Source organism: Streptomyces sp. NPDC088553 (genome assembly GCF_044752965.1).
Classification (GTDB): domain Bacteria; phylum Actinomycetota; class Actinomycetes; order Streptomycetales; family Streptomycetaceae; genus Streptomyces.
The window spans coordinates 28195-47160 of the sequence record NZ_JBIVMG010000008.1 but is presented as its reverse complement, the minus strand read 5'-3'; the positions used below and the strand labels follow the sequence as shown (position 1 = coordinate 47160).

General features: G+C 72.8%; 16 protein-coding genes. 4 read left to right on the top strand and 12 right to left on the bottom strand.

Annotated elements, in window-relative coordinates; genetic code table 11:
- Window positions 1–3: 3 nt before the first annotated feature.
- Together ACIP8Z_RS26530 and ACIP8Z_RS26525 are read right to left on the bottom strand one after the other, a co-directional pair.
- Window positions 4–873: an esterase/lipase family protein gene (locus tag ACIP8Z_RS26530; protein WP_402087615.1), complete on the bottom strand. Its 870-nt coding sequence runs from the start codon at window positions 871–873 to the stop codon at window positions 4–6.
- 180 nt (window positions 874–1053) lie between these two features.
- Window positions 1054–2040 (bottom strand): DNA polymerase thumb domain-containing protein, encoded by a 987-nt coding sequence (locus tag ACIP8Z_RS26525; protein WP_402087612.1) that lies wholly within the window; start codon window positions 2038–2040, stop codon window positions 1054–1056.
- Between the two features lie 145 nt (window positions 2041–2185).
- On the opposite strand from ACIP8Z_RS26525, the gene ACIP8Z_RS26520 reads away from it, so the two are divergent.
- Window positions 2186–2395: a helix-turn-helix domain-containing protein gene (locus ACIP8Z_RS26520; RefSeq protein WP_030315760.1), complete on the top strand. Its 210-nt coding sequence runs from the start codon at window positions 2186–2188 to the stop codon at window positions 2393–2395.
- On the top strand, window positions 2395–2949 hold the full coding sequence (locus ACIP8Z_RS26515) for a Clp protease N-terminal domain-containing protein (RefSeq protein ID WP_402087609.1): 555 nt from the start codon (window positions 2395–2397) through the stop codon (window positions 2947–2949). Before ACIP8Z_RS26520 ends, ACIP8Z_RS26515 begins: the two co-directional genes overlap by 1 nt.
- 11 nt (window positions 2950–2960) lie before the next feature.
- Here ACIP8Z_RS26515 and ACIP8Z_RS26510 read toward each other — a convergent pair whose 3' ends face one another.
- Complete coding sequence (locus ACIP8Z_RS26510; RefSeq protein ID WP_402087606.1) at window positions 2961–6494, bottom strand: DNA polymerase III subunit alpha; 3534 nt, start codon at window positions 6492–6494, stop codon at window positions 2961–2963.
- Between the two features lie 170 nt (window positions 6495–6664).
- Between ACIP8Z_RS26510 and ACIP8Z_RS26505 the strand changes: the two genes are divergently transcribed.
- Together ACIP8Z_RS26505 and ACIP8Z_RS26500 are read left to right on the top strand one after the other, a co-directional pair.
- Window positions 6665–7717, top strand: coding sequence for a DUF3533 domain-containing protein (locus tag ACIP8Z_RS26505; RefSeq protein WP_402087603.1), 1053 nt, complete (start codon window positions 6665–6667; stop codon window positions 7715–7717).
- Between the two features lie 84 nt (window positions 7718–7801).
- Entirely contained in the window at window positions 7802–8809 is a 1008-nt protein-coding gene (locus ACIP8Z_RS26500) for a GNAT family N-acetyltransferase (protein ID WP_402087601.1), read from the top strand.
- A gap of 159 nt (window positions 8810–8968) precedes the next feature.
- On the opposite strand, the gene ACIP8Z_RS26495 is transcribed toward ACIP8Z_RS26500, so the two are convergent.
- The 9 genes from ACIP8Z_RS26495 to ACIP8Z_RS26455 all read right to left on the bottom strand — a co-directional run bounded on the left by ACIP8Z_RS26495 (window position 8969) and on the right by ACIP8Z_RS26455 (window position 18701).
- Window positions 8969–9877, bottom strand: coding sequence for a S1 family peptidase (locus tag ACIP8Z_RS26495; protein WP_402087598.1), 909 nt, complete (start codon window positions 9875–9877; stop codon window positions 8969–8971).
- A 170-nt stretch (window positions 9878–10047) separates the two neighbouring features.
- Entirely contained in the window at window positions 10048–10866 is an 819-nt protein-coding gene (locus tag ACIP8Z_RS26490) for a DUF1684 domain-containing protein (protein WP_402087595.1), read from the bottom strand.
- A 5-nt stretch (window positions 10867–10871) separates the two neighbouring features.
- Window positions 10872–12179 (bottom strand): NtaA/DmoA family FMN-dependent monooxygenase, encoded by a 1308-nt coding sequence (locus ACIP8Z_RS26485; RefSeq protein WP_402087592.1) that lies wholly within the window; start codon window positions 12177–12179, stop codon window positions 10872–10874.
- On the bottom strand, window positions 12176–13252 hold the full coding sequence (locus ACIP8Z_RS26480; protein ID WP_402087591.1) for an LLM class flavin-dependent oxidoreductase: 1077 nt from the start codon (window positions 13250–13252) through the stop codon (window positions 12176–12178). The genes ACIP8Z_RS26485 and ACIP8Z_RS26480 overlap by 4 nt, the downstream gene beginning before the upstream one ends.
- A 37-nt stretch (window positions 13253–13289) precedes the next feature.
- On the bottom strand, window positions 13290–14267 hold the full coding sequence (locus ACIP8Z_RS26475; protein WP_402087589.1) for an ABC transporter substrate-binding protein: 978 nt from the start codon (window positions 14265–14267) through the stop codon (window positions 13290–13292).
- 46 nt (window positions 14268–14313) lie between these two features.
- Window positions 14314–15120, bottom strand: a complete 807-nt coding sequence (locus tag ACIP8Z_RS26470) for an amino acid ABC transporter ATP-binding protein (protein WP_319318680.1) — start codon at window positions 15118–15120, stop codon at window positions 14314–14316.
- Window positions 15117–16001 carry an amino acid ABC transporter permease gene (locus ACIP8Z_RS26465; RefSeq protein WP_402087587.1) on the bottom strand — a complete coding sequence of 295 codons (885 nt, stop codon included), beginning with the start codon at window positions 15999–16001 and terminating at the stop codon, window positions 15117–15119. Before ACIP8Z_RS26465 ends, ACIP8Z_RS26470 begins: the two co-directional genes overlap by 4 nt.
- 49 nt (window positions 16002–16050) lie before the next feature.
- Window positions 16051–17856: an FAD/NAD(P)-binding protein gene (locus ACIP8Z_RS26460; RefSeq protein WP_402087584.1), complete on the bottom strand. Its 1806-nt coding sequence runs from the start codon at window positions 17854–17856 to the stop codon at window positions 16051–16053.
- A complete protein-coding gene (locus ACIP8Z_RS26455; protein WP_402087582.1) occupies window positions 17853–18701 on the bottom strand; it encodes an amino acid ABC transporter permease in 849 nt (282 codons plus the stop codon). Before ACIP8Z_RS26455 ends, ACIP8Z_RS26460 begins: the two co-directional genes overlap by 4 nt.
- Window positions 18702–18966 lie beyond the last annotated feature (265 nt).

The window sequence follows — 18966 nt, the reverse complement described above, 5'->3', positions numbered from 1 at the left end:
GGACTAGCCGATCACCGAGAGGCAGGTGGTCGGGGTCGCGTGGGCCGGGTCGAGGGCGTTCTCCACCTCGTGGAAGGTGACCCGGTCCACCGTGCCGATCGCCACGTGCTCGGACAGGTCGAGCGCGCACTTGTCCTGGATCAGGACGTTGGTGACGTTCGGGCCGCTCAGGAACTGCGAGCGGTACGGGGTGACCACCTCGTCGTACTGGGTCGCGATGACGTGGTAGCGGACCCCGGGCACGGTGTCGCCGCCCTGGTTGAGCTTGGTGATGAACGGTGAGCCGGCGATCTGGTCGGCGAGCCCCGGGGTGTTGGCCTTGATCAGGTCCTCGGCTCCGGGGAAGTACGGCAGGAGCTTGGTGAGGCCGAGCAGGGTGGTGCCGTGGTTGTCGGGGGCGATCCCGACGAGCGCGTTCACCTTCGCGGCCCCGCCGAGGAACTTGAGGTACCAGCGCGGCATCATGCCGCCCTGCGAGTGTCCGACGATGTCCACCTCGGGGGCGCCGGTGGCGGCGAGGACGCGGTCGACGTAGGTGTCGAGCTGTCCGGCGGAGGCCTCGATGGGGCCGAGGCCGTGGAAGAACGGCACGTTCGGCAGCTGGCCGTAGTCGAGCGAGAAGACGCAGTATCCGCGGTTGACCAGGTACGGCGCGAGGACGAGCCAGTTGTCGACGGAGTTCCCGAGGGTTCCGTGGACGAGGACGACGGGCCGCGGGTGCGCGGCGGAGGGCTTGCAGGAGTAGTCGTTCCAGCCCCGACTGGTGGTGGCGGTCTCGGTCTGCGCCGAGGCGGCGGCGGTCGGCGCGAGGGTGGCGGCGGCGGTCAGCAGCAGGACGGACAGCGCTCTGACGGCGTGTTTCCAGGGCAGCATCGGGCGATCTCCTTGCGGCTCAAGGGGATGGTGGGGGTGCTACGCCCTGCGGTCCGGACCACAAGTGGGGATGCGCGGTGGGGATGCGCTTCAGCCAAGCTACGCACGGGTAGCCATGGCTGGGAAGTTACGCGTCGGTAAAAAGTGATGTGTCGTCATAGACGCCTGGTAGAAGGGCAGTCAGGCCGCCAGCGATCCCGGCAGTACCGCCCGCGGACCGAATTTCGCCCGTGCCTTGTCCGCCACCGCCTCGATCCGCCGGGCCTTCTCGTCCGCCGGGTCCAGGGACAGCTGGTGCGCCGCGCCCTCCGCGTCCGCGAGCCCCTCGGCACGCAGGGCGATGCCCCGCACCCGGGCCCGCTGGAGGCCGAAGGAGTCGTGGACGGCGTACGCGAGGGCGGTGAGCGCCGCCGAGTGGGCGGTGGGTTCGGGCAGCGTACGGCTCCGGGTGGTCGTGGTCCGGTCCGCGTACCGCACGGTGACGGCGAGCGCGCGGCACACCTGCCCCTCCGTGCGCAGCCGGGTGCCCAGTTCCTCGGCGAGGGAGAGGAGGGCCCGGCGCTGCCGCGTCCGGTCGGTCTCGTCGCGCGGGAAGGAACGTTCGGCCGCGACCGACCGGGAGGCCGCGTGCGGGACGACGGGGGTGCGGTCGATGCCCCGGGCCCGTTCCCACAGCTCGCGGCCGGTCTTCGCGCCGACGAGACGCTGGAGCACGGCGAGCGGCGCGTCCGCGACGCGGCCGACGGAGTCGAGTCCGTAGCCGCAGAGGGTACGGGCGGTGGCGCGGCCGACGCCGTCGAGCGCGACGACCGGCCGGTCGCGCAGGAAGGCCGCGGGGTCGTCGACGACCAGCGTGACGCCGGGCCGGGCCTCGCTCGCGGCCATCCGGGCCAGCATCGGGTTGGGGCCGGCTCCGATGACGCAGTCGACGCCGTACAGGGCGAGGGCCCTGACCCGGATCACCGAGGCGAGTTCGGCCGGGCTCCGGTCGAAGTAGCGCAGCGCACCCCGCACGTCGGCGAGCGCCTCGCAGGGCGGGGCCGCCTCGACGACGGGGGTGAACTCGGCGAGCAGGTCGATCAGCGGGGGAAGCAGGGCCTCCGCCCCGGCCCTCCCGGAAGTGCCGGAAGCGGGCGGTTCGAGCCGGAACCGTACACAGAGGATCATGTCGCTCCCCTCCGTCTCATGTCCCGTTTGTCCCTGAACGCCCCCTCCCGCTTTCCCAGCGTAGAGCATGTTCGAATATTTGTGCGAGTCGTTTGAGTGTCAACCAGGGTTGACGCGAGGATCTCTGTCAACGTAAGTTGACACCATGACCGATGCGACCGATCTCGCCGCACGGGCGGGCGACCGCGACCCACGGGTCGGACTACGGGCCGTCTCCGCCCTGCGGCGACTGCTCGAACAGCTGGAAGCCGTCCAGGTGCGCAGTGCGCGCAACCAGGGATGGTCGTGGCAGGAGATCGCGACCGAACTGGGTGTCAGCCGGCAGGCCGTCCACAAGAAGTACGGGAGGCAGTGATGTTCGAACGGTTCACGAAGGCCGCGCGCACCGCGGTGAAGGGCGCGGTCGAGCACGCGGAGCGGGGCGGCGCGACGGTCGTCACCCCGGAGCATCTGCTCCTCGCCCTGCTCGACGGGGAGGGCACCCGGGCGGCGGGCGCGCTGCGCGCGCTGTGCCCGCCGGAGCGCCGGCCCTCCCTGGTGGCCGCGCTGAGCGACGCCCGGCGCCGGGCGGGGCTCTCCCGCGCGGACGAGGAGGCCCTGGCGGACCTCGGCATCGATGTCGGCGCGATCGTGGCGCGGGTGGAGGAGACCCACGGCGAGGGCGCGCTGGCGGGCGACCGCAAGGACTCCGGATGGTGGTCGGGCCGCCGGTCCTTCTCGCGGGAGGCCAAGACCGTCCTGGAGAAGTCCCTCCGGGTGGCGCTGGCCCGCAAGGACCGGGAGATCGGCGACGAGCACATCCTGCTCGCGCTCACCACGACCGGCGGGGTCGTCGCGGAGGTCCTGGCCGACCACGGGGTGACGTACGCGTCCGTCGACACGGCGGTCTCCGGGGCGGCGACCGCCTGACACGCGCGGGCTCAGCCCGCCGAGCCCGGGCTGCTGTGCCACAGCTTCCTTCCGCTCGGGGTCCCTTCACCCGCCGGCTTGAGGTCGGCCCAGGGGTTCATCTCGTAACCGGTGGACATGGTGATGCGCCGGCCGGAGTCGCCGTTGCCTCCGGCGGGTGCGGCCGGGTCGGCCGGGGTCGCCGGCTCGGCGGGTTCGGCGAGGCGCTCCCCCACCGCGTCCAGGCCGCCGGACGCCCGGAGTTCGACGAGTTCGGCGAGGTTCCAGGCGGCGGCGCCGACCACGCTGACGCTGCGCGGGCCGCGCCGCTGCACCACTCCACGGACCAGCAGCAGCCAGGAGTGGAAGACGGTGTGGGCGCAGCGCTCGTGGGCGTCGTCGAAGAAGGCGAGGTCGACCAGGCCGGTGCCGTCGTCGAGGGTGGTGAAGATGACGCGCTTGCCGGAGCGGATCGGCGGGGTCTGAGTGGCGGCCTTGGCGCCCGCGACGAGGACGGTCCTGCCGTGCGGGGTCTCGCGGAGGCGCTGGGCGGAGACGACGCCGAGTTCGCGGAGGAAGGCGTGGTGGTCGCCCATGAGGTGGCGGGAGGCGTCCATGCCGAGGATGCCGAGCTCGGCGCTGAGGCGTTCCGTCTCGTCGAGGTCGGGCAGGCCGACGGGGGCGGTCTTCCCGCCCTGCGCGAGCGGGAGTTGACCACCGTGCGAGGCGGCTCCCCGCTGGATGCGGCGGAGTTCGGTGAGGTGGAGGAGGAGGTCGCGGCGGTTGGCGCCGAAGGCGTCCAGCGCGCCGACCTGGGCGAGCCGTTCGGCGACGGGGGTGCGGGGGCGGGCCCGTTCCCAGAAGTCGAGGAGGGAGACGTACGGCTGCCCGGCCTCGATCCGCGCGCCCTCGGCCTCGCTGATGCCGTGGACGTCGGTGAGTCCCAGCCGGAGTCCCCACCGCTCCACAGATTCAGACACCAGTTCGATACGGTGAGCGACCGCCGAACGGTTCACATCCAGCGGCAGCACCGGCACCCCCCGCCGCCGCGCGTCCGCGAGCAGCAGCCGCTTGGGGTACATACCGGGGTCATGGGTGAGCAGCCCGGCGTAGAAGGCGGCCGGGTGGTGCGCCTTGAGCCAGGCGGACTGGTACGTCGGTACGGCGAAGGCCACCGCGTGCGCCTTGCAGAAGCCGTACGAGCCGAAGGCGGCCACGATCTCCCAGGTGCGGGCCACGACCTCGTCCGCGTATCCGCGCGCCGAGGCCTCCCGGGCGAACCAGAGCTTGATCCGGCCCTGCGACTCCGGGTCCGAGAGCCCGCGCCGCACCTGGTCGGCCTCGTCGCGGCCGCAGCCGGTCATGATCCGTACGATCTCGATGATCTGCTCGTGGAAGACGACCACGCCGTACGTCTCCCGCAGCGTCTCCTCCAGGTCGGGGTGCGGGTAGCGGACGGGCGCGCGGCCGTGCCGGGCCTCGATGAAGGGGCGGACCATGTCGGCGGCGACCGGGCCCGGCCGGAAGAGCGAGATGTCGACGACGAGGTCGTGGAAGGTGGCGGGCTGGAGCCGGCCGACCAGGTCGCGCTGGCCCGGCGACTCGATCTGGAAGCAGCCGAGGGTCTCGGTGGAGCGGATGAGCCGGTAGGTCTCGGGGTCGCCCTCCGGGACCGCGTCGATGTCCGGGCGGGTGCCGGTGGCCCGCTCGACCTCGGCGACGGCGTGGGCCATCGCGGACTGCATGCGGACCCCGAGGACGTCGAGCTTGAGCAGTCCGAGGTCCTCCACGTCCTCCTTGTCGAACTGGGACATGGGGAACCCCTCGCCGCTGGTGGGCACCACGGGGGTGCGGGCGAGCAGCGAGGCGTCCGAGAGCAGGACCCCGCAGGGGTGCATGGCGGTGCCGCGCGGCAGCGCGTCAAGGGCCTCGACCAGCTCCCAGAGCCTCCCGAACCTCTGCCGTTCGCCCGCGAGTTCGCGCAGTTCGGGCAGTTCGTCGAGGGCGGCGAGGGCGTCGCGGGCGCGGATGTGCGGGAAGGCCTTCGCGATCCGGTCGATCTCGGCCGGATCCATGGAGAGGGCCGCGCCCACGTCCCGTACCGCGTGGCGGACCCGGTAGGTCTCGGGCATGGAGACGGTGGCGACGCGTGCGGTGCCGAAGCGGTCGATGATCGCCCGGTAGACCTCCAGCCGACGGGCGGACTCCACGTCGATGTCGATGTCGGGCAGGGCGGTGCGGCGCTTGGAAAGGAAGCGTTCCATCAGGAGGCCGTGCTCGACCGGGTCGGCGTGCGCGATGCCGAGGAGGTGGTTGACGAGGGAGCCGGCGCCGGAGCCACGGGCGGCGACCCGGATGCCCATCTTCCGGACGTCGTCGACGACCTGGGCGACCGTCAGGAAGTAGGGGGCGAAGCGGTGGTGGGCGATGACGTCCAGCTCGCGGTGCATCCGGTCCCAGTAGGCGCCCCGTTTCTCGTACCCCTTGAGGATCATGCCGGCGGCGGCGCGGGAGGTGAGGACGCGCTGGGCGGTGCGGTGCTCGGCGCCGACGAGGTGGGGTTCGGGGAAGTGCGCGGAGCCGATGCCGAGGTCGTCCTCGGGGTCGACCAGGCAGGCGGCGGCGACCGTCGCGGTCTGTTCGAGGAGCCGGTGGGCGGTGTCCCGGCGGAAGCCGGCGGCCTCGACGATCCGTTCGGCGGCGGCCAGCATGCCGTCGGCCCCCTTGAGCCAGGCGGCGCCGCTGTCGAGCTCCTTGCGGGGGTCGACGGGGACGAGGCGGCGGGCGGAGTCGAGGACGTCGGCCACCGGGCCCTGGCCGGGGTCGGCGTACCGGACGGCGTTGCTGAGGACCGGCCGGACGCCCTGCTCGGCGGCGAAGCCGACGGTACGGGCGGCGAGCCGCAGGGAGCCGGGCCCGGTGCCGGAGCGCCCGTGGTCGACGGCCGCGAGGCGCAGCGCGTCGCCGTACCGGTCGCGCCAGGGCGCGAGCAGCCGGACGGCACGGTCGGGGCGGCCGGCGGCGAGGGCCTGTCCGACGTCGGAGTCGGGGCCGAGGAGGACGAAGACGTCGTCGTCGCACAGGGCGGACCAGGGCAGCAGGGGCCGCTCCCCTCCCCCGGCGTGGGCGGCGGTGATCATCGCGCAGAGCGAGGCCCAGCCGGTACGGGAGCGGGCGAGGAAGAGGGCGCGGGGCTCGGACTCGTCGACGAAGGCGCCGCCGCGGACGGGGACCCGCCGGATGTCCTGCGGACCACGGCCGGAGGTCCGTCCGGCGCCCCGCGGGCCGCCGGACGCGGACGACGGCGCCCGCCCCGCGCCCGCTCCGGGCCGTCCCGGCCCGGGCGTCGTCGCCTCATAGGCGAGGTCCACGCCGAACAGGGGGCGGACCCCCGCCTTCGCGCAGGCCTTCGCGAAGCGGATCGTGCCCGCGAGGGTGTCGCGGTCGGTCAGGGCGAGTGCGTCCATGCCGCGCTCGGCGGCACGCGCGGCGAGCCACTCGGGGTGGGAGGCGCCGTAGCGCAGGGAGTAGCCCGACGCGGTGTGCAGATGCGTGAACCCCGGCATGGCGCACCTCCCGGCTCCCGCATCGAAATCGTACGTACGTTCCCACCCCCTTGTTCCTCACCTTAGCTCATTTCGAACGTCCGTACGATAAGCGCGCCGGGTCGTCCTCCGGTCAACCATTCGGGCGCATCCCACCTGCGGAAACACCCCCTGCCCCGGAGCGTGGGGGCATGAGCCTCGTCGACGAACTGAAAAGCGCCGTCACCCCCCGAGCCGCCCTCCTCGTCATCGGCGTCTTCGCCCTCCAGCTGCTGTTCATCACCTCGTACGTCGGGGCCCTGCACCACCCCAAGCCACGGGACGTCCCCTTCGGCGTCGTCGCACCGCAACGGGTCTCCGCACAGCTCGTCGGACAGCTGGACCAGCTCCCCGGCGCCCCGCTCGCCCCCCGCTCGGTCGCCGACGAGGCCACGGCACGGAACCAGATCCTGAACCGGGACATCGACGGCGCGCTGATCGTCGACCCCGCCGGCCGCACCGACACCCTGCTCGTGGCCTCCGGCGGCGGCACCGTGCTCTCCTCGGCCCTGGAGACGATCCTCACCCGGGTGGAGGCGACCCAGCAGCGCACCGTACGGACCGTCGACGTGGCCCCCGCCTCGTCGGAGGACTTCGACGGGCTCTCGGCCTTCTACCTCGTCGTCGGCTGGTGCGTCGGCGGCTACATCTGCGCCGCGATCCTGGCGATCAGCGCGGGCTCCCGGCCCGCGAACCGGGAACGCGCGATCATCCGCCTCGGGGTCCTCGCGATCTACTCGGTCCTCGGCGGGCTCGGCGGCGCGGTCATCGTCGGCCCGATCCTGGGCGCCCTGCCCGGCAGCGTCGCCGCCCTGTGGGGGCTCGGGACACTGGTCGTCTTCGCCGTCGGCGCCGCCACCCTCGCCCTGCAGTCGGTCTTCGGGATCGTCGGCATCGGCCTGGCGATCCTGCTCATCGTGGTCGCGGGCAACCCCAGCGCGGGTGGCGCCTTCCCGTTGCCGATGCTGCCCCCGTTCTGGAACGCGATCGGCCCCGCCCTGCCACCGGGCGCCGGTACCTGGGCGGCGCGCTCGATCGCGTACTTCAAGGGCAACGACATGACGAGCTCGATGCTGGTCCTCTCGGCCTGGGCGGTCGTCGGCGTGGCCGTCACCCTGCTGATGTCCTCCCTGAAGCGCGAGCCCGAGTCGGAGCCGATCGCGGACGAGGTCGACACCGCCGGCGGGGTGCGGACCACCCCCTGAAGCCCAAAACCCCTGGCACGCCCGCACATCGGCCGTTACGTTCGCGGGGCAGCACCGACCGTCCCCGAACCGACAAGGCTCTCCGTGACTTCTGTTCGCCCCGCCCGTCCCGACGAACTCCCCGCCCTGGTCGAGCACCCCGGCGACCCCGAGCGCAACGCCGCCACCCGCGCGTACCTCGCCCAGCTCCTCGACAGCGCGTGCACCCGGCCCGAGTGGTGCCTGGTCGCCGAGGACGGCGACGGCCGGCTCACCGGCAGCGTGGTGCTGTGGACCATGCCGGGGCACGAGGTCCCGCTCGCGCTGGTGCTGTTCGAGGCGCCGGAGGACGCTCCGGAGACCGCTGCCGCGCTGCTCGACGCGGCCGCCGTCAAGGCCCGGGAGCTGGGCGCGACGGAGCTGGAGCACGTCGTCGACTCCCCCGCCCAGGCCCCGCAGTTCCAGCGGAGCCCGGAGCACCGGGGCGAGCTGCTGCGGGCGTCCGGGTACGCCGTGATCCGCGACGGCCGCAGGTTCAGCCTCCGGGTCCCCGCCGCGACCGGAACCGGTGACGGCGGACCGGAGGCGACCGCGACCGGTGGCACCGGACCGGCGTCCGGAGCGCCGGACGGGCTGCCCGCCGACGACCCCCGGCTGACCTTCCGCTCGCTCGCCGAACTCGGCCCCGAGCCCTTCGTCGCGGTCCTCGCCGAGCTGCTCGCCGACACCGCCGACGCCCGCCTCGCGGCCGACGTACGGCAGCACGGCGCCCGGCGCGCGGCCGAGCTGCTCTTCGAGGAGACGGCCGAACTGAAGCACGAGCCCGCGTGGTGGGAGCTCGGCTACGACGCGGACGGCACCGTCGCCGTGATCAGCCTGCCCGCCGAGAATCCCATCGTTCCGGTCATCGGCTTCGTCGGCGTCGCCCCCGCCCACCGGGGCAAGGGGTACGCCACCTCCGTCGTGGTCCGGGGCACGCGCGTCCTGGCGGGGGCCGGGGCCACCGAGATCCGCGGGGACTGCGACGCCGCGAACGTGGCGATGGCCAAGGCCTTCGAGCGCGCCGGGTACGTGAACTTCGCCGACCGGCTGGAGTTCGCCCGCGCCCTCTGACGCGGCCCCCGCACAAGGCGGTGCCGCCCCGTGCTTCCTCGCACGGGGCGGCACCTTCGTACGGCGGCGGACCACCGCCCCCAGTACGCCCGGGTCGTCAGGTCCCTCATCTCGTCGGTCATCGGCGTCCGGGGGGCCGTGGCCCGCGTCCCGGGTCGGCTAGAAGACGCTGACCCCGTACGCGCTCAGCGCCTCCGTCACGGGCTGGAAGAAGGTCGTCCCGCCCGTGGAGCAGTTGCCGCTGCCGCCCGAGGTGAGGCCGACGGCGCGGCTGCCCGAGTAGAGCGGGCCGCCGGAGTCGCCGGGCTCGGCGCAGACGTTCGTGCGGATCAGGCCGGAGACGATGTCGCCGCCGCCGTAGTTCACGGTGGCGTTGAGGCCCGTCACGGAGCCGCTGTGGATGCCGGTGGTGGAGCCGCGGCGGGTGACGGACATGCCGACGGTGGCGTTGACGGCGCTCGTGATGTCCACGTTGCCGACCGTGCCGGACTTGGTGACGGAGGCGTTGGTGTAGCGCACCAGGCCGTAGTCGTTGCCCGGGAAGCTGGACCCGGCGGTGGTGCCGAGGACGGTGGTCCGGGAGGAGTTGGAGTACCAGGTGCCCGCGCCGTCGGTGCAGTGCCCGGCGGTCAGGAAGTAGTAGTTGCCCGCGCCGTCCCGGACGTTGAAGCCCAGCGAGCAGCGCCAGCTGGTGGCGTAGATCGCGTCGCCGCCGGATATCAGCTTGCTGAACTTTCCGGGGGTGCGCTCGACCCGGATGGCGTCCGCGTTCGCGCCGGCCCGCCGCTTGATCTTCGCGAGTTCGGCCTGGCTGACGGTGGAGTCGGCGGTGACGACCAGCTTGCCGGTGGCGGTGTCGGCGTACCAGGCGGTACCGGCCACGTCCGCGGCGCGGACGGCGTCGCCGGTCGCCGAGAGGGCGGCGGCGTCGAAGGTGCGGGTGCTCTGTGCGGTGTCGGCGGTGCCCGCGCTCGCGGTGGGCGTGGCGAGCGCCGCGGCGGCGGCGAGGCCTGCCGCGACGGCGAGGAGCCGGACGGTTCTCGTGGGGGTGGTGCGCGTGGTCCTCACTTCTGTTCCTCCCGAGGGGAATCGGGGGCCCGCCGTGGGGTGCCGGGCCCGTGAGGCGCGGCCTGGGGCCGGCGCTGTGGGGGAGTCTCGGGCCGTACGACTTCACGCCGCAAGGGCGCGATTCGGCCGTACGGCCCTCGACTTCCCACCGATTCACCGGAGTTGAGGCGTCACACCTCGTTCAGCCGCCGCTCCCCCGCCGCGACGGCGGTGTCGAGCGTGTTCCCCGGCGGCGGGAAGGGGCAGATGAAGTGGTCGGCGAAGGCGCACGGCGGCAGCAGCGCGCGGTTGAGGTCGACCGTCACCGAGCCGTCCGCCGTCGGGGCCGGCGGGCGCAGGAAGCGGAAGCGGTAGCTGTCCCGGCCGCTGGTGGCGTCCGCGAAGACCGCCCACAGGGAGCCGTCGTCCTCGACGGCCACCTGGAGGGTGTGCTCGCCGCCGTGCAGTTCGAAGACCAGCTCCCCGGCGAGCCCGAGACCGCGCTCGCGGCCGTCGGCGTTCTCCACCCGTACGCTGCGCGTCCGCTCGTACGGCCGGAAGACGCCGGGCACCACCCAGCGCTCGTCGTACGGGGTGGCCTCGATGCCCCGGAAGGCGGTACGGGCCTCGGAGCCGGGGTCGAAGTCCCGTACGGCCCAGAGCCCTTCGCGCCGCAGCACCACGAGCCGCCGGCCCGCCGACTCGACGCGGGACTCGTGGATCGGGCCGTGGTCGGCGGTGAGCCGGACCGTGCCGGTGAAGGGCTTGCCGTCGACGGTGATCCCGTCCTCGGCGCGGGCGCTGAGGAGCACCTCGTCGCCGTCCTCCCGCCACTCCCCCGGAACGGCCGGAATTCGCCCCTCCGGGAAGTCCGAGAGCCAGTGGGTGCCCGTGAGGGAGAGCGGACCGTACGAGGAGGAGACCGCGGCCTCCCGCTGCTCGTGCCAGTGCCGCCACTCCTGCCGGGCGTCGGCCCCCGCGTCCGTGCCGCTGTCGTTGTCCGTGCTCATGGTGCTCAACCCTTCCATACGGGCTCGGGAAGCCCGAGGTGCGACCGGAGCGTCGTCCCCGAGTACTCCGTACGGAAGACGTCCCGCTCCTGGAGCAGCGGGACGACCCGCTCGACGAAGTCGTCGAGGCCGCCGGGGGTGAGGTGGGGGACGAGGATGAAGCCGTCGGCGGCGTCCGTGGCGACGAACTCCTCCAGGGCCGCCGCGACCGTCGCCGGGCTGCCGACGAAGGACTGCCGGCTCGTGGACTCGACGACCGTCTGACGGATCGACAGGCCCTTGGCCTCGGAGAGCTCCCGCCACTTCCTGGCCACCCCGACCGGGTCGGCGACCCGGACCCGCCCCTGGACCAGGGTCGAGTCGGGATCGGGGTCGACGTCCGGGAGCGGTCCGTCCGGGTCGTAGCCGGACAGGTCGCGGCCCCAGATCTGCTCCAGCGCGAGGATCGCGTTCTGCGGGGAGACCTGCTGGCGGCGGATCTCGCCGGCGCGCTCCTGCGCCTCGGCGTCGGTGTCCCCGAGGACGTAGGTCACCCCGGGCATGATCTTCAGATCGCCGGGCTCCCTCCCGTACCGGGCGAGCCGCCCCTTGACGTCGGCGTAGAACTCCCGGCCGGCCTCCAGGGCCGAGTGCCGGGTGAAGATCACGTCGGCGGCCGAGGCCGCGAACTCCCGGCCCTCGGCGGAGTCTCCGGCCTGGATGACGACCGGGTGTCCCTGCGGGGAGCGCGGGACGGTGAACTCGCCCTCGATCCCGAACTGCGGGCCGCTGTGGACGAAGGGCCGCTGCCGTCCCTCCGGGGTCCAGGAGTCCCACAGCTCCCGGGCCGTGGCGAGGAACTCGGCGGCCCGGGTGTACCGGTCGGCCCGGTCCAGGTAGCCGCCGCGCCGGAAGTTCTCGCCGGTGAAGGCGTCCGAGGAGGTGACGACGTTCCAGGCGGCCCGGCCGGCGCTGAGGTGGTCGAGCGAGGCGAGCCGCCGGGCCAGTTCGTACGGCTCGTTGAAGGTGGCGTTGACCGTACCGGCCAGGCCGAGCCGGTCGGTGACGGCGGCGAGCGCGTTCAGGACGGTGATCGACTCGGGCCGGCCGACGACGTCGAGGTCGTGGATGCGGCCGTTGTGCTCGCGCAGCCGCAGCCCCTCGGCCAGGAAGAAGAAGTCGAAGAGGCCGCGCTCCGCGGTCCTGGCGAGATGCTCGAAGGAGGAGAAGTCGATCTGTGAACCGGAGCGCGGATCGGCCCAGACGGTGGTGGAGTTGACGCCGGGGAAGTGCGCGGCGAGATGGATCTGCTTCCGGCCCGGAGCCGTACTCATGCGCGTGCTCCCGTCGTCACCCGTGCTTCGGCGGCGTACTGGCTGACGGGGCGGGCGAGCCCCAGGTGGTCGCGGAGGGTGGCGCCCTCGTAGGCCGTACGGAAGAGTCCCCGGTCGCGCAGCCGGGCGACGGTGCCGGCGGTGAACCGCTCCAGGTCGCGCTCGGGCGCGGCCGGCACGAGGTGGAAGCCGTCGATGGCACCGCCGCCGTGCCAGCCGGCGATCAGTTCGGCGAGCGCCCCGGGCCCGCCCTCGTACGCGTCGAGGTCGACGGTCGCCGAGAGCAGGACGCGCAGCTGTCCGGGGTCCCGGCCGTGGGCGCGGGCCGCCTGCCGCAGTTCGGTGCGGAGGGCGGCGGCCTCCTCTGCGGAGGAGGCCCTGATCAGGGCCACGTCGGCATGGTGGGCGGCGGTGTCGCGGGCGGCGGGGCGGGTGGCGTCGACGACGGTCACCGGGTTGCCCTGCGGGGGCCGGGGGACGATCGAGGGGCCCGTGACCGAGAAGGTCGCGCCCTGGAAGTTCACGTGGTGCAGCTTGCGGCGGTCGACGAACCGGCCGGTCACCACGTCCCGTATCTCGGCGTCGTCCTCCCAGCTGTCCCACAGTTTGCGGGAGACCTCGGCGACCTCGCCCGCCTCCTGCCAGAGCTCGGCGGTGGGCGGGACCGGCCGGCGGCCGAAGAGCCTGGCCTCGGCCCCGGTCGGGGAGACGGCGATCCGCCAGCCCGCCCGGCCCCGGCTCACCCAGTCGAGGGTGGCGACGGCGGCCTGGACGTGGAAGGGCTCGGTGTGGGTGGTGGTCACGGTCGGCACGAGACCGATGGAGCGGGTCTCGGGGGCGACCCGGGCCAGGACGGCGAGCGCGTCCAGGCCGGGCCGGGTGAAGGAGTCGTCGTGGGTGAGGAGGTCGAGCCCGGCGGCCTCGGCGAGCCGGGCGAGCGCGACGGTACGGGCGGCGGTCCCGGCGACGGCGGATGCGGCGGTACGTGTGGCGGCGGAGGCGAGGGCGCCCGGGGAGTCACCGGCGCCCGGGGCGAGTTCGGCGGCGAGATGGAGGGTTCGGCTGCTGGTCATGCGGTCTCTCTCGAAGCGTGGAGCGGACGGAGCGCGGTCAGTTCTTGGTGCGGGGCAGCCCGGGCGGGTTGATCTCCGACTTCGTCACGGCCTCGCTGTCGAGGCCCCAGCGCTTGAGGACCTGGGCGTAGGTGCCGTTCTCGACGATGTGGTCGATCGCGGCGGCGTAGGCGGCGACGAGTCCGCTGTCCTTCTTCGTGGTGGCCGCGATCTTGCCCTGGAGTCCGGCGCCCGCGCCGGAGAACTTGCCGACGATCTCGGTCTGTCCGGCGGAGAGCACGTGGTAGGCGGCGACGGGGTTGGGCCCGAGGTAGCCGTCGATCCGGCCGGACTGGAGCGCCAGGTAGTAGTCCGAGGTGTTCTGGTAGTACTTGATGTCGACCGGCTTGCGGCCGGCCTTCTCGTTCTGCGCGGACCAGTCGACGAGGATCTTCTCCTGGTTGGTGCCGGAGCCGACGGCGATCGCCTTGCCCGCCACGTCCTCGGGGCCCTTGACCGTCCAGCCGGAGCCCTTCTTCGCCTCGAAGGCGAGGTCGTCCAGGCGGTAGGTGGCGAAGTCGTACTTGTCCTTGCGCTCCTCGGTGACGGTGACGTTGGAGAAGACGGCGTCGTACTTGCCGCTGTCGAGGCCGACGAAGAGGTTCTCCCAGGAGACCGGGTTGAACTCGGGCTTCAGACCGAGGGCGTCGGCGACCAGGGTCGCGAGGTCGACCTCGACGCCGATCAGCGTCTTGTCGTCGGTGGCGTGGAAGGCGAGCGGCGGATTGCTCGTCGCGGAGACGCCGAGGATCAGGGTGCCTCTCTTGCGGACGGCCTCGGGCAGCTTCGCGGCGAGCGCGTCGACCTTGGGGGTGTGGACGCGGTCCTGCTCGGGGCTGAGGTTGATGCCCTCGGCGGCCTTCTTCGCCTCGGGCTTGGCCGCGTCGAGGGCGGCGTCACCCGAGCCGCAGGCGGTGAGGACGCCGAGGGCGGTGAGCGAGGCGAGGGCGGTGAGGACGGTGCGACGGGTCTTCATGGCAGTACTCCTGAGAGGGAAGGGACGGGAGGGAAGAGGCAGACGGTCAGAGGACCTTGGAGAGGAAGGCGCGGGTGCGTTCGTGGCGGGGGCTGTCGAGCACCTCGGCCGGCGGCCCCTGCTCGACGATCCGGCCCTCGTCCATGAAGACCACGGTGTCGGCGACCTCGCGGGCGAAGCCGATCTCATGGGTGACGACGATCATGGTGGTGCCGGAGGCCGCCAGGTCCTTGATGACGTCGAGGACCTCGCCGACCAGCTCGGGGTCGAGCGCGGAGGTCGGCTCGTCGAAGAGGAGCAGGCCGGGTTCGAGGGCGAGCGCACGGGCGATGGCGACCCGCTGCTGCTGTCCGCCGGAGAGCTGCTTGGGGTAGGCCTCCGCCTTGTCGGCGAGTCCGACGCGTTCGAGGAGCGTCCGGGCCGCGGCCTCGGCCTCCTTGCGGGGGCGCTTCAGGGCCGAGACGGGGGCCTCGACGATGTTCTCCAGGACGGTGAGGTGCGGGAAGAGGTGGAAGTTCTGGAAGACGAAGCCGATCCGGGTGCGCTGCTTGAGGATGTCCCGCTCGCGCAGCTCGTAGAGCTTGTTGCCGGAGCGGCGGTAGCCGACGAGGGTGCCGTCGACGCTGACGGTGCCGCTGTCGACCTTCTCCAGGTGGTTGATGGTCCGCAGGAGGGTGGATTTGCCGGAGCCCGAGGGTCCGAGGACGACGGTGACCTCGCCGGCGCGGACGTCGAGGTCGATGCCGCGCAGGACGTGGAGGGGGCCGAAGTTCTTGTGGACGGCCCGGATCTCGACCTTGGCGGTGGTGGCGGCCCGGTCTTCGGCGGTCGGGTCGACGGTGACGGAGCTCATCGGACGCTCCCCTTCGCGTAGTGGCGTTCGACGTAGTGCTGGACGACGGAGAGCGCGGTGGTGAGCAGGACGTACCAGGCGGTGGCGACCATCAGGAGCGGGACGACCCGCCCGTTGCGGCCGTAGACGACCTGGACCTGGTAGAAGAGTTCGCCGATCGCCATGACGGAGACGATCGAGGTGCCCTTGAAGAGCGAGATGATCTCGTTGGCGGCGTTGGGCAGGATCGAGCGCATCGCCTGCGGCAGGACGATCCGCCGCACCTGCCGGAACCGCGGGATGCCGAGGGAGGCCGCGGCCTGCAACTGGCCCTCGTCCACGGCGAGTACACCGCCGCGGACGATCTCCGCCGCGTAGGCCGCCTGGTGCAGGGCGAGCCCGAGGACGGCGGCGCTCATCTCTCCGACCAGGCCCATCGTGTCGAAGGAGAGGAAGCTCGGCCCGAAGGGGATGCCGATGCTCAGCTCCTTGTAGAGATAGGCGAGGTTGAACCAGAAGAGCAGCTGGACGATGAGCGGGATCGAGCGGAAGGCCCAGATGTAGCCGAAGGCGACGGACCGCAGGAACGGACTGGCCGACAGGCGCATGAAGGCGAGCACGATGCCGATCGCGAAGCCGAGGGCGGTGCCGTAGAAGGTGAGCTGGAGGGTGACCCAGACGGCCCGGAGGACCGTCTCGGTGGTGAAGAAGGCGGCGAAGACGTCCCACTCCCAGCCGGGGTTGGTGACGAGCCCGTGGACGAACTGGACCAGCAGGACGGCGGTGACGACGACGGCCACCCAGTGCCAGGGGTGCCGCACGGGGACGACCACGAGCTCAGGGGCCGCCGCCGGTTCCTTCACGACGGTTCTGGTGGCGGGCAGATCGCTGGTGAGAGACATGGCGGTTCCTCGGAAAGGGGTCGGGCGGCGGGAGGGGAGGAGAGGGGGATCAGGCGCTCAGCGGGGCCGGGAGCCGACACGCCCGGTCGCGCAGGAACGTCAGTGCCGCCCGCGCGGTGACGTCGTTCTGCCGGAAGGCGACCCCGCCGGTACGGGGCCGGGTGAAGGCGCTGTCGGTCCGCGCGGTGGTGTGCGGACCGAGCGCGAAGCGGCGCGGGTGCGGACGTCCGTCGAAGTCGAGGACCCGGCTGTCGACGGGGTCGACGACGAGGAGGCCGCTGGCGGTGGCCCGGGCGCCCTCCTCGTGCAGGGCGCGCAGGAGCGGGCTGCTGGTGAGTTCGAGCGAGGGGTCGGGGAGCCGGGCCTCGACCAGGGCGCGTGCCTCGGTCCACTCCCCGGGCACGGCGGCGGACGCGGCCCGGAAGACTCCGCGCTCCTCGTCGGCCTCGACGGTGACCTGCGGGCCGAGGAAGTGGACGATGCCGGCGCGGGAGAGGGCGAGGAGCTGGCGCAGCCGGGGGCCGGGCGGTCCGGAGGCGAGGTAGCTGAAGAAGCCGTGCCACCAGTCGCCGGTGTCGATGCGGTTGCCGAGCCGGAGGAGTTGTCCGTAGACGGAGAGCAGGCCGGCGAAGACGGCGGCGTCGGAGCTGTGGGCGGGGTCGTGACGGCGGGTCAGGTCGTCGGTGATGTAGTCGCGCAGACCGTGCTGGAGGGCTTCCTTCGAGGCGAAGCGGATGCCGTCCAGGGGGTGGTCGAGGGCGTCCAGGTCGAGCCGGTCGGCCGGGTCGGGGACGGCCGCGGCGACGACGGCGGCGAGTTCGGCGCCGCGCGGCGGCGCCGCCGCGTAGGCCGGCTCGAAGTCCTCCCAGGCGAGCGCGGTCCGCTCGGGGTGGGTGGAGAAGAGCCGGTGGTAGTGGGCCCAGCCGAGTTCCTTGTCGACCAGCGGCCACACATCGCGCCGGAAGTCGATGGGCCCGTTCCTCCGCAGCAGGGCGTCGGTCTGCTCGGGGCCGAAGAAGCGGGGCAGCGGGGGCCGTTCGCCGTCGAGGGCGTAACCGATCTTCGAGTGGTACGGGACGCCCCGGCGCGATCCGACGTGCAGCACCGGTTCCTTGCCGGAGGGCACGTAGACCAGCGCGTCGCCCTCGCCCTCGTACCGTCCGCCGCGGCCCTCGGTGAGCAGCACCATCAGGTCGACGAAGGCGAGGCCGAAGCCGCGGACGAGGACGGCCTCGCCGGCGGGCAGGGCGGTCAGGTCGGTGTCGGCGGTGAAGTCGGGCGGCAGGTGGACGAGGTCGTGGCGGGCGGCGAAGCCGGCGAGGGCCCGCTGCTCCGGGTCGGGTTCGGCGTCGAGGTGGCCGACGGTGAGGACGACGAGGTCGGCGAGGAGGGGTGCGGCGGAGCCGTCCAGCCAGACCCGCTGGCGCCCCTCGCGCGGGCCGCCGATCCGCAGGGCGCTGGTGCGGTGCTCGTGGACGGAGACGGAGGCGGGCAGCGCGGCCCGGGCCCGCTCGAACACCCAGCGCAGGTAGGCGCCCTGCTGGGGGCGGGTGGGGAAGCTCCGGCCCTCGATGCCGGCCCATTCGGCGATGGTGGGGCCGGGGCGGACGGGGCCGGCCAGGTCCACGGTCTCGTCGGTGAACATGGTGACGTCCTCGGCTCGGGAGTTCATCCAGAGCAGCGGGGACTGCGCGGTGCGCCAGATCCGGCCGGGGCCCGGCGGGTGCGGGTCGACGAGGTGGAGGTCGAGGGGGCGGTCGCCGTAGAGCTCGGGCAGGTTGGCGGCGAGCCGTTCGAGGAAGCCGGTCCCCCGCGGACCGGCGCCCACGATCACGATCGAGGCGTTCGCGCTCATCGCGCACCCGCCGTACCGCGGGCGTAGTGACGCTCGACGTAGTACTGGCCGAGGCTGAGGACGGAGGTGACGGCGACGTACCAGAGGGTGGCCACGAGCAGCAGCGGGATGACCTCGTACGTGCGGTGGTAGACGAGCTGGGTCGAGTAGAGCAGGTCCTGGACGGCGATCACGGAGACGATCGAGGTGCCCTTGAGGGTGCCGATCAGCATGTTCCCGGCCGGCGGGACGATCGCCCGCATGGCCTGCGGCAGCACGATCCGGGAGAGGCGGCGCCACCGGCCGAGGCCGAGGGACTGGGCGGCCTCCAGCTGGCCGCGGTCGACGGAGAGGATGCCGCCGCGCACGACCTCGGCGGCGTAGGCGGCCTCGTGCAGGGTGAGGCCGATGACGGCGACGGACACGGGGCCGAGGAGGTTGACCGTGCTGACGCCGAGGATCTGCGGGTAGAGCGCGCCGATGTTGAACCAGAAGAGCAGCTGGACCAGGATCGGGGTGGACCGGAAGAACCAGACGTATCCCCAGCTCACCGCGCGCAGCACGGGGTTGGCGGAGAGTCTGAGCACGGCGAGCAGGGTGCCGAGGACGAAGCCGAGCGCCATGACGAGGGCGGTCAGCCACAGCGTGAGGCCGAGTCCGCGCAGGACGGACGCGGAGGTGAAGTACTCGGCGACCACGTCCCACTGGAAGGCCTTGTTGCGGACGACCGAGACCAGGCCGAGGGCGAGCAGGACGAGGACGAGGCCGGCGGCGGTCCACTGCCCGGCGCGGCGGGCGGGGACGATGCGGGGTGGTGGTTCGGCCGGCGGGGCCGTGGAGGGGGTTTTGACCAGGGTCGCGGACATACGAAGACTCCGTGGATGCCAGAGGCGGATCGAACACGGGGGTGCGCCTTCACACGCGGTGAGCACGGAACCGGGCCCCTCAGCCCGTATCCGCCCTTCGAGGCTATGCGGTCAACAGGCCCCGCTGTCAAGGGTGTCCGCACTGTGAGCTGTACGTCTCATCCCGGTTGACGCGGGAACGGATGCCTGTTCCACTGTGGCCATGCATTCGCAGCAGCTGGTCACGCGCTCCCACATCGACTTCGGTCGCGTGTGGTCCTCCTCC

Bases quoted from the DNA above. Each gene is read 5' to 3' on its own strand.
- ACIP8Z_RS26505 (WP_402087603.1), top strand. From the start codon at position 6,665: ATGAGCCTCGTCGACGAACTGAAAAGCGCCGTCACCCCCCGAGCCGCC.
- ACIP8Z_RS26465 (WP_402087587.1), bottom strand. From the start codon at position 16,001: ATGTCTCTCACCAGCGATCTGCCCGCCACCAGAACCGTCGTGAAGGAA.
- ACIP8Z_RS26515 (WP_402087609.1), top strand. From the start codon at position 2,395: ATGTTCGAACGGTTCACGAAGGCCGCGCGCACCGCGGTGAAGGGCGCG.
- ACIP8Z_RS26490 (WP_402087595.1), bottom strand. From the start codon at position 10,866: ATGAGCACGGACAACGACAGCGGCACGGACGCGGGGGCCGACGCCCGG.
- ACIP8Z_RS26480 (WP_402087591.1), bottom strand. From the start codon at position 13,252: ATGACCAGCAGCCGAACCCTCCATCTCGCCGCCGAACTCGCCCCGGGC.
- ACIP8Z_RS26460 (WP_402087584.1), bottom strand. From the start codon at position 17,856: ATGAGCGCGAACGCCTCGATCGTGATCGTGGGCGCCGGTCCGCGGGGG.
- ACIP8Z_RS26510 (WP_402087606.1), bottom strand. From the start codon at position 6,494: ATGCCGGGGTTCACGCATCTGCACACCGCGTCGGGCTACTCCCTGCGC.
- ACIP8Z_RS26525 (WP_402087612.1), bottom strand. From the start codon at position 2,040: ATGATCCTCTGTGTACGGTTCCGGCTCGAACCGCCCGCTTCCGGCACT.
- ACIP8Z_RS26485 (WP_402087592.1), bottom strand. From the start codon at position 12,179: ATGAGTACGGCTCCGGGCCGGAAGCAGATCCATCTCGCCGCGCACTTC.
- ACIP8Z_RS26470 (WP_319318680.1), bottom strand. From the start codon at position 15,120: ATGAGCTCCGTCACCGTCGACCCGACCGCCGAAGACCGGGCCGCCACC.
- ACIP8Z_RS26475 (WP_402087589.1), bottom strand. From the start codon at position 14,267: ATGAAGACCCGTCGCACCGTCCTCACCGCCCTCGCCTCGCTCACCGCC.
- ACIP8Z_RS26455 (WP_402087582.1), bottom strand. From the start codon at position 18,701: ATGTCCGCGACCCTGGTCAAAACCCCCTCCACGGCCCCGCCGGCCGAA.
- ACIP8Z_RS26530 (WP_402087615.1), bottom strand. From the start codon at position 873: ATGCTGCCCTGGAAACACGCCGTCAGAGCGCTGTCCGTCCTGCTGCTG.
- ACIP8Z_RS26520 (WP_030315760.1), top strand. From the start codon at position 2,186: ATGACCGATGCGACCGATCTCGCCGCACGGGCGGGCGACCGCGACCCA.